We start from the raw sequence: 8,728 nt of genomic DNA, 5'->3' as shown, positions 1-8,728 counted from the left end.
TAGTGTTGACAATCCAGCTTCTAGCTTGCTAAGTGAGAGGTGAATGGTTTCTTTTCTTCTTTCTTCTCCACATAAATAACCACTGTAAGGACCAAATATAATTTGCTCAACTCATTTCCTCTCTTTTTTCCTTTAATAAGACGCCGTTTTATACTTTTGATTGATACTTAAGTTGTCTCGTTATATGAAACATCTATTTGACAGTGTGTCTAATGAAGAATATTCAGCCAGTGCTTATACTTTAAATATAATTCGAGCCACAATCGAAAATAAAAGGGCTTGGCTCATTTGAATACAGTAATTCAGAAAAATATGTACTTTAGGAGGACGAGTTCAATGATTATTGGAGTACCAAAAGAAATTAAAAACAATGAAAATCGCGTAGCGCTTACACCAGCAGGGGTCATGTCTTTCATTAGAGCAGGCCATACAGTATTAGTGGAGAAAGACGCTGGAGTCGGCAGTGGTTTTACAAATCAGGACTACATCGATGCTGGCGCTGAAAGTGTTGAAAATCCAAAAGATGTATGGGCGCAGGCTGACATGGTTATGAAAGTAAAAGAACCGCTTCCGGAAGAATACAGCTATTTCCGCGAAGGATTAATCCTATTCACTTATTTACACTTAGCAGCTGAGCCGGACTTAGCCCAAGCTCTTATGGATAAAGGAGTTACGGCTATTGCTTATGAAACAGTTGCTGCAAACCGTACACTTCCTTTACTTACACCAATGAGTGAGGTAGCAGGCCGAATGGCTACCCAAATTGGTTCTCAATTTTTGCAAAAATCAAATGGCGGGAAAGGGATCCTGCTTGCGGGAGTTCCGGGCGTTGAACGCGGAAAAGTAACCATCATCGGCGGCGGCGTTGTAGGAGCAAATGCAGCGAAATTAGCCATTGGTCTAGGAGCTGATGTGACGATTATTGACTTGAGTGCAGACCGCCTGCGCCAATTAGATGATATCTTTGGTAATCAGATTAAAACACTTATGTCGAATTCGCTTAACATTGCAGAAGCTGTAGCAGAAGCTGATCTATTGATTGGAGCTGTATTAATTCCCGGTGCAAAGGCTCCTAAGCTGGTAACGGAAGGCATGGTAAAAGCGATGAAACCTGGTTCTGTTATTGTAGATGTAGCTATCGATCAAGGCGGTATTGTAGAAACAGTTGATCATATTACGACACATGACAATCCGACATATAAAAAGCATGGGGTTGTTCATTACGCAGTAGCAAATATGCCTGGTGCCGTTCCAAGAACGTCTACCATTGCTTTAACGAACGTCACAGTACCTTATGCCCTGCAAATTGCCAACAAAGGTGTATACAAAGCAATCACTGAAAATGACTCTTTAAAACTTGGATTAAACGTAGCGAACGGTGACATCACGTATGAAGCTGTTGCAAAAGATCTGGGATATAATTTTGTTTCAACGGAAAAAGTTTTCGCAAAAGAACTTACGAACATCTAAAAAAGAGCAATAAAAGCTGAAATTTTATAATTCTAGCGAGAATACTTCCACTTCAAGCGTTAGGGAAGTGGAGGTATATCTATTTTAATAAAGTGAGCAAATTGTTAAATAGGGAGCAGGTTAACGAGATGTTGCACCCCTTAACATATCATTTACTTTATTATAATACTCGTTCGTATGAAGACTTAGGTGATATGCTGGATTAGTAAATCCTTTGAAAGATTTTTTTCAGACGTTGAGCTAACCTGGCTGAGACAGTTGCTATTCCTTCTGCAGTTAACACTGCCTTTTGCTCCCCATCCTTGTAAGTCTAGCTGCCACAAAGACACAAAAAGGGCAACCAGTTTTGGTTGCCCTTTTGATATTGATACGGTGATTATTTTTACTACGCGCAGAGAAATCATGCTTGTTTGCTATAAGAATGTCTTATTTGCTATTAGATATTAACCAATTTATCAGCTTTATATCTTTATCCAAATAAGTAAGCTGCGGGCATATTAAAATGGGTCGCAACATTAAATGTTGTTATTTTTGCGTTACTATTTTTTATTTTTAACCTTTCTATCTGAAGCGGAAAGAAGCGCTTCTCTAACATAAGCGCCAATGAAATTCCGGTTCATCTGCAGATACTCTATCGCTTGGTTTAAGGTTGGGCTCTCGGATGTGGTTTTAACCAGCTGTTCAATCTCTTACTTAGAAAAAGCAAGTCCTTAATGACATCCAAGGAATCTTCTCCATTCTTTACTTTTCTATCCTGTACATAAATATGAACAAAAATTTTATATAATCTTTTTCACATTGAATAAAGAGTATTTATCCTTGAATGGATAAGAAGACGTTCACTTCTTTGTTGGTTAATTAGCCCCTCTTTCTTATAGTTCTTTTAAAAACATTCTTAAACAAAAAAGATTTTTGATAATTCACAATAGCAATAATCTTATACTTTTTAGCAATATTCAATAATTACATTGTAATCATCCTGTAATAAACTAAATTCAACTTAAGCAATACGATTAAACACAAAGGGGATAAGACAATGGAGCTTAGAATTGGATTAGTTGGCGCTGGATGGATGGGCAAGGCTCATACCAATGCTTTTGTAAACGCTTTGATGACCTTCGGTCCTGAAGCCGGAAAGCCAGTTTTTGAAGTCGTGTCTGATGTGAGTGAAGAAGCCGCAAAAAATGCATCCGAGCAGCTTGGTTTTGCGAGATGGACAACAGACTGGAAGGAAGTTGTGCAGGATGAGAATGTGGATATCGTTGATGTGGCTACGCCAAACGCCTTCCATTATGAAGTAGCAAAAGCAGCACTGGAAAACGGAAAGCATGTGTACTGCGAGAAACCGCTTACGCTGTCGGCTGAACAGTCTGCAGAACTAGCTGAGCTCGCTAAACAAAAAGGTGTTGTCAATTACGTCGGCTACAATAATGTGATGAACCCGGCTAATGCGTATATCAAAGACCTGGTTCAGTCCGGACAACTCGGCCAGATTATCAGCTTCTCCGGCACATACGCGCAGGACAGCCTGCTTGATCCAAGCCTGCCGATTACGTGGCGCCATATCAATAAATATTCCGGATCAGGTTCCCTTGGCGACCTTGGCTCTCACCTGCTAAGCATTTCGCAGTTTGTGCTCGGAAACATTGAAAGCGTTAACGCGTTGTCTAAGACGGTGATCAAGCAGCGTCCTGTGTCACCTAGCTCTACAGAACTAGCCAATGTTGAAAATGATGATGTGATCACAATACTCGCAAACTATGAAAATGACGCAGTCGGCACCATCTCATCGAGCCGTGTGGCGGCTGGAAGAAAAAATTACCTGGCGTTTGAAATCCAGGGAACAGAAGGAACGGTTCATTACTCACTGGAGCGCATGAATGAAGTCAATGTGTACTTTACATCAGATGACAGTGCAGACAGAGGGTTCCGGACGGTATTCTTAGGCCCAGATCATAAAGGATACAGTGCTTTTTATCCAGCAGCCGGCATCGCGATTGGCTATAACGATATGAAGGTACTGGAAGCACATGAACTGTTGTCAGCTGTTTCAAAAGGCACTTCGTATACATGTGACTTTGAGTTTGGTGCCCAGATTGACCAGACAGTTGATGCGATTCTGGAATCAGCATCGAAACAGCAATGGGTGAATGTAAAAGTCAAAGGAGGCGTCGCACTATGAACGTAAAGATTGGCACAGCACCTGATTCATGGGGCGTATGGTTCCCACAAAATGAGAAACAAACCCCGTGGGAGCGCTGTATGAATGAAATGGCGGAATCTGGTTATGAAGGGATTGAGCTTGGACCCTGGGGCTATCTTCCGAATCAGTACGAGCAATTGAGAGAACAGCTTGAGAAAAGAAACTTAAAACTAACAGCTACAACACTTGTCGGTGATCTTATGTCGGATGAGAAAACAGATGAAATGATTACGCTTCTAGATGAAATGGCGAATCTCCAGCTAAGATTCCCGACAGCAAAATATGTGGTGTTGATTGATGACTGTTATACAGATCTGTTTACCGGTGAACTTATTCGGCCTGAAGTATTAAATGATGAACAGTGGGCCCAGTTCATTGGAAACATTAATCGAATCAAAAACCATGCAAAAGCAAAATACGGCCTTCAGGTAGTATTCCACCCGCATGCACAAAGCCATATTGAAACAGAAGAGCAGATTGAACGGCTGTTAAATGACACGGACATCGACCTCTGCCTGGATACAGGCCACCATGCATATGCAGATGGAGATCCGGTTGCTTTTATGCGCAAGCACTATGCCCGCATTCCGTATCTTCATATTAAGAGCTGTGACCTGAAGGTAAGAGAACAGATGCAAAAGGAAGGATGGTCCTTTGCCAAAGCGGTGAGTGAAGACGTCATGTGTGAACCTGAACTGGGTGTAGTAGATATGGAAGCGTTCTTTAAAGTCTTACAAGAGGTTAACTTTAATGGGTGGGCAATTGTCGAGCAGGATATGTATCCAGCGCCATTTGATAAGCCGTTTCCAATTGCTAAAAGAACAAAAGAATACTTAGATAAAATCACTAAAACCGTTGAAGTTAGTTAAATTGATTTAATCTTCAATAACATTTTTTATAATAACCATATTAATTTTGGAGACTTTGGTTCATTTTTGAGAAATAACTATGTCTCAGAATGAACCAAAAACCAAAATAAGACTTCAGCGTAGCGTTAGCAACAAAGCCTAACATCCTTAACTAATGAAGAAGAAACCTTTAATTATGAAAGCGTATTCAAAAAGTGGTTGGCTAATTAAGGAGGAATATTCATGAAAAAAACACCTGTATTGTTATCGGCATTATGTTTTGGTTTGTTTGCCCTGAGTGGTTGCAGCAGTCAATCAGAAGGATCCAATGCTAGCGGAGGAGGAAATTCAGAAGATTTAACTGTACAAGTGGTTTTAAAAACATTAAGTCATCCTTACTGGAAAAGTGTAGAGGCAGGAGCAAAACAGGCTGCAGAAGATTTAGGAGTTAGTGTAGAAGTAAATGGCCCGCCATCAGAAGCTGACGTAATTGATCAGGTAAATATGATGGATAATGCTATTAGCCAAGGTGTTGATGCCCTAGTTGTTTCTCCATCTCAACCGTCAACTGTATCGAATGTATTTGATTTAGCTAAATCAAGCGATATTCCTGTCATTCTTGTGGACACAGATGCAGATTGGAAGGATAAAGTTACTTTTATCGGAACAGATAATTACTCCGCAGGTAAAGCAGGAGGAGAACACCTTGCTTCCTTACTAGAAAAAGGAGATAAAGTGGCATTAGTTGAAGGCGCAAAAGGTAACTTAGCGACTGATGAACGGGTTAAGGGAGCAAAAGATGCTTTAGAAAAAGCAGGAATTAACATTGTAGCGCAACAACCAGCTGATAGTGACAAATTTAAGGCAGCTAGTGTTGTGGATGCGGTCCTACAAAATGATCGTGATTTGGCTGGAGTGTTTGCAGCTAACGATGATATGGCCATTGGTGTTTTAAGTGCAACAGAACAAGCAGGTGTTAAGATCCCGATTGTGGGCGTAAATGGAGGAGAAGAAGCAACTCAATTAATTACTGAAGACAAATTGACTGCTTCTGTAGCGCAAAGTCCGTACGATATGGGCTACATGGGAGTGGAAAATGCTGTTAAAGCGATTAAAGGGGAAGAAGTAGAGAAACGTATCCCGACACCAATCAAAGTTGTAACAAAAGAAAATGCGGCAGAACATTTAGAAGAAATTAAATAATTGTTATAGCTATATAGACTCTGCTTAATCGCTTGACATCTTGTCACTCAATAGCACCCTACAGCCCAGCACTTTTTCAGTTGATATTAAACATCATGGTAATGAAAAATCTCCTCTATTCTGAGATCAATGCGGGGCTGGAGGATGCCCGTTGGTCTGAAAGTTGTTTGCACCTTGAAGATACAGAGCAATGTAACAAATGCTAAGTAACAAATCTTAGGAAGTTAAGTTAGAGTGAAAACGCATGATTCAACTTGGAAAGGAGCCCATCAATGAGACATGAAGAAAAAAGTCTATTGTCCATGAAAGGGATAAAGAAAAGCTTTTCAAACAACCACGTACTAAAAGGAATTGACCTGGATGTTGTTCCCGGGGAAGTACACGTACTGCTTGGAGAAAATGGCGCGGGCAAATCTACCCTTATTAAAATTCTGACAGGTGCCTATGAAAAGGACGAGGGGGAAATTTATTGGGAAGGACAACTTGTAAATATTAACAACCCTGTCGATTCTATGAAATTAGGCATCGCAACAATTTATCAAGAATTAAATGTCATCCCGCAGTTAAAAGTGTATGAGAATATTTTTCTAGGCCGGGAATTGAAAAAAGGTGGAAAAAGTTCGTTGTTAAATCAAAAAGAAATGAAAGAACAGGCCAAACGTTATTTACAAATGCTTGGTCAAAACCCGAATTTAGCTGATCGTGATCTCGGTGAGTTAGGAATTGGACAACAGCAATTAGTAGAAATAGCTAAGGCACTTACGTTGGATGCAAAGCTCATCATTATGGACGAACCAACGGCGAGTTTAAGTGGAGCGGAAGTAGAGCAGCTGTACAAAACAGTAGAGGGGCTTACAAAAAAAGGAATTGCTATCGTTTTTATTTCTCACCGTCTTGACGAAATTAAACGGATGGGTGACCGCATTACGATTTTGCGGGATGGCTTCAAAATTGAAACTCTTCCCGTAAAAACAACGAGCACAGATAAATGGATCGAGCTGATGGTAGGCCGTGCACTGGATGAAAAATATCCGAAGCAATCTTTTGTACTTGGGAATGAAGGCTTTCGGGTAGAAGATTTAAAAGTGAAGGATTCTAATCATTTGTTATCCTTTAATGTTCGTTATGGTGAAATTGTAGGGATTGCAGGGCTTGTTGGAGCGGGGCGCACGGAACTAGCGAGAGCTATTTTTGCGGCTGATCCAAAGGATAAAGGAAAGATATTTATTAATGGGAATGAAGTGACCATTAAGACTCCTCGTGATGCCATTCAGGCTGGAATTGCCTTTATTACGGAGGATCGTAAAAATGAAGGATTGTTACTGGACCAGCCGCTTGATTTCAATATTGCTTTAGCCAATATGAAAAGTTTTCGGAGCGGCAGACTAATCAACTTGAAAAAAATAAAAGATACAGCGAAGAATTATATTAATGAATTAAAGGTTCGCCCCGGAAATATTGAGTTGAACGCGCGCAAGCTGAGCGGAGGTAACCAGCAAAAAGTCGTTATTGCCAAATGGCTTTGTACAAAAGCAAAAGTATTTATTTTTGACGAACCAACTCGTGGAATTGATGTAGGAGCCAAGGTAGAAGTATACCGCTTAATGAATCAGCTTGTTGAAAATGGTGCTATTGTGTTAATGATTTCTTCAGACCTTCCGGAAATTCTAGGAATGTGCGACCGCGTTTTAGTTATGAGCGAAGGTAAGATTACAGCGAACCTTAACCGGAATGAAGCAACACAAGAAAGAATCATGAAAGCAGCTACAGGAGCAGAAGAAGCATCAGGAAATTTATTGAAAACGGCTACAGGGGGTTAATAGTATGGGTGAAGCAGCAATTTCAAAAGAACAAGAACAGGTTTCAGGCGAGAAAAAAACAGTGAAAGGCTTTGTCAGCAAGTTTGGAGCTCTTATTGGGTTAGTTATTCTAGTCATTACACTGACCATTTTATCGGATAAATTTATGACAATGAATAACATCATGAATATTGCCCGGCAATCCAGTATTAACGCATTGCTTGCCATTGGGATGCTTCTACCGATTTTAACAGCAGGGATTGACTTGTCAGTTGGTTCAATTCTGGCTATTTCTATTATGACCATGGGGATTGTCTCTGTAAATATGGGCTTAAGCCCGGTTTTGGGAATTATTGTTTGCTTGGCAGTCGGAGCCGGATTTGGTTTACTTAATGGTTTACTTTTAACAAAATTGCGCTTACCTCACCCATTTATTTCAACACTGGGTACTATGAATATTGCCCGTGGTCTGGCACTAATTATCACAGCAGCCGCACCAATTGCCGGTTTTCCTTTCTTAATCCAATTTTTAGGCAGTGAATTTGTCGGACCAGTGCCGGTAAGCTTTTTGCTTGTTATTGCCGTATACGTGATTTTCCATATTTTCTTAACAAGAACACAAACAGGCCGTTATATTTATGCAATCGGTGGAAACAGAGAATCAGCCCATCTTTCAGGTATTAATGTTGATCGTGTTTTACTAATTGTTTACACACTCAGCGGTTTGATGGCAGGTCTTGCTGGCCTTGTCATGGTTGGCCGCGTAAATTCGGCTTTCCCTCTTGCTGGTCTTTCTTATGAACTCGATGCAGTCGCAGCCGTTATCATCGGCGGTGCAAGCTTTTTCGGCGGCGTTGGAACAGTATGGGGAACATTGATCGGTGCGATGATTATCGCGATTCTTCGTAACGGTCTGAACTTGCTGAATGTATCAGCTGATTTCCAAATGGCTGTTATCGGAGTTGTTATTATCGCAGCGGTTTACGTAGACGTACTTCGTCAGCGTAAGAGCAAAAAAGCATAATTTGATTTTATCGACAAAAACTTCAAATGATATAGTCTCATATGAACTGGAATTTAAAAGTGGAGTCCTTGATGACCTTAGGTAACATTTATCAGGGACTTCACTCTTCTTGTTAGGTGAAAAAGTAAGAACTAGGCAAAAGTCTATGTTAAGACAGAAAACGATTAAAAGAAGTTAAACA

6 protein-coding genes are annotated in these 8,728 nt (G+C 40.4%); all 6 read left to right on the top strand.

Going from position 1 to position 8,728, the window contains the following annotated elements; all coding sequences use genetic code 11:
- Nucleotides 1-336: 336 nt before the first annotated feature.
- Nucleotides 337-1,470 carry an alanine dehydrogenase gene (gene ald / locus VP97_RS14035; protein WP_050182473.1) on the top strand — a complete coding sequence of 378 codons (1,134 nt, stop codon included), beginning with the start codon at nt 337-339 and terminating at the stop codon, nt 1,468-1,470.
- A gap of 1,036 nt (nt 1,471-2,506) precedes the next feature.
- Nucleotides 2,507-3,652, top strand: a complete 1,146-nt coding sequence (locus VP97_RS14030; protein ID WP_050182472.1) for a Gfo/Idh/MocA family protein — start codon at nt 2,507-2,509, stop codon at nt 3,650-3,652.
- The gene (locus VP97_RS14025) at nt 3,649-4,542 is read left to right on the top strand and encodes a sugar phosphate isomerase/epimerase family protein (protein ID WP_050182471.1); all 894 of its coding nucleotides are present in this window, start codon (nt 3,649-3,651) and stop codon (nt 4,540-4,542) included. The genes VP97_RS14030 and VP97_RS14025 overlap by 4 nt, the downstream gene beginning before the upstream one ends.
- Before the next feature lie 222 nt (nt 4,543-4,764).
- A complete protein-coding gene (locus VP97_RS14020) occupies nt 4,765-5,724 on the top strand; it encodes a sugar ABC transporter substrate-binding protein (protein ID WP_050182470.1) in 960 nt (319 codons plus the stop codon).
- A 272-nt stretch (nt 5,725-5,996) separates the two neighbouring features.
- Nucleotides 5,997-7,544, top strand: a complete 1,548-nt coding sequence (locus VP97_RS14015) for a sugar ABC transporter ATP-binding protein (protein ID WP_050182469.1) — start codon at nt 5,997-5,999, stop codon at nt 7,542-7,544.
- A gap of 4 nt (nt 7,545-7,548) precedes the next feature.
- Nucleotides 7,549-8,547 (top strand): ABC transporter permease, encoded by a 999-nt coding sequence (locus VP97_RS14010; protein ID WP_050182468.1) that lies wholly within the window; start codon nt 7,549-7,551, stop codon nt 8,545-8,547.
- The last annotated feature ends 181 nt before the right edge of the window (nt 8,548-8,728 follow it).

This window comes from Domibacillus robiginosus (assembly GCF_000966195.1).
In the GTDB taxonomy this organism is placed as follows: domain Bacteria; phylum Bacillota; class Bacilli; order Bacillales; family Domibacillaceae; genus Domibacillus; species Domibacillus robiginosus.
Note: the sequence above shows the minus strand (reverse complement) of the source record. Positions and strands in the feature narration are given on the sequence as shown.

Coding starts and splice junctions, on each gene's coding strand:
- VP97_RS14020 (WP_050182470.1), top strand. CDS start 4,765: ATGAAAAAAACACCTGTATTGTTATCGGCATTATGTTTTGGTTTGTTT.
- VP97_RS14010 (WP_050182468.1), top strand. CDS start 7,549: ATGGGTGAAGCAGCAATTTCAAAAGAACAAGAACAGGTTTCAGGCGAG.
- VP97_RS14015 (WP_050182469.1), top strand. CDS start 5,997: ATGAGACATGAAGAAAAAAGTCTATTGTCCATGAAAGGGATAAAGAAA.
- VP97_RS14025 (WP_050182471.1), top strand. CDS start 3,649: ATGAACGTAAAGATTGGCACAGCACCTGATTCATGGGGCGTATGGTTC.
- ald (WP_050182473.1), top strand. CDS start 337: ATGATTATTGGAGTACCAAAAGAAATTAAAAACAATGAAAATCGCGTA.
- VP97_RS14030 (WP_050182472.1), top strand. CDS start 2,507: ATGGAGCTTAGAATTGGATTAGTTGGCGCTGGATGGATGGGCAAGGCT.